Origin of the sequence: Pseudarthrobacter sp. R1, from assembly GCF_024494415.1 — a bacterium.
Lineage (GTDB): Bacteria > Actinomycetota > Actinomycetes > Actinomycetales > Micrococcaceae > Arthrobacter.
The window spans coordinates 1-422 of record NZ_JAMKFI010000023.1; the positions used below are offsets into that span (position 1 = coordinate 1).

At 68.7% G+C, this 422-nt stretch carries 1 pseudogene; it reads right to left on the reverse strand.

Going from position 1 to position 422, the window contains the following annotated elements:
* A pseudogene (locus tag M8J71_RS22780) lies at nt 1–422 on the reverse strand (aldehyde dehydrogenase (NADP(+))); the annotation flags it as partial.

Here is a 422-nt window from a genome sequence, read left to right on the forward strand (position 1 = left end):
GTTCCGACTGACGTGGTGCGGGAGTCGGAGGTGGCGGGGAAGGGGCCGCCGTGAACCATGGCGTGGCCGACTTCGACGCCGGTGGGCCAGCCGTTGACGATGATGCGGCCCACCTTCTGTTCCAGGACCGGAAGGAGGCGTGCCGCCGTCGGGTAGTCCTCTTCCGTCAGCTGCAGCGAAGCGGTGAGCTGGCCTTCGATTCGGGTGGCGGCCTGGAGGAGGTCCTCCACCGAGGCGTAGCGGATCACCAGGGATGCGGCGCCGAAGATTTCCTCGTGCAGGACGTGGTTGCTGGTGAATTCCGTGACGCCGGTGCCGAAGATCGTGGGGGCGGGGGCGTTTTCGGTGGGGCCGGGAGTGCCCTGGCCGATGACCTGGACGCCGCCGGCGCTGCCGAGGGCTTTGGTACCGGCGTTCCAGGA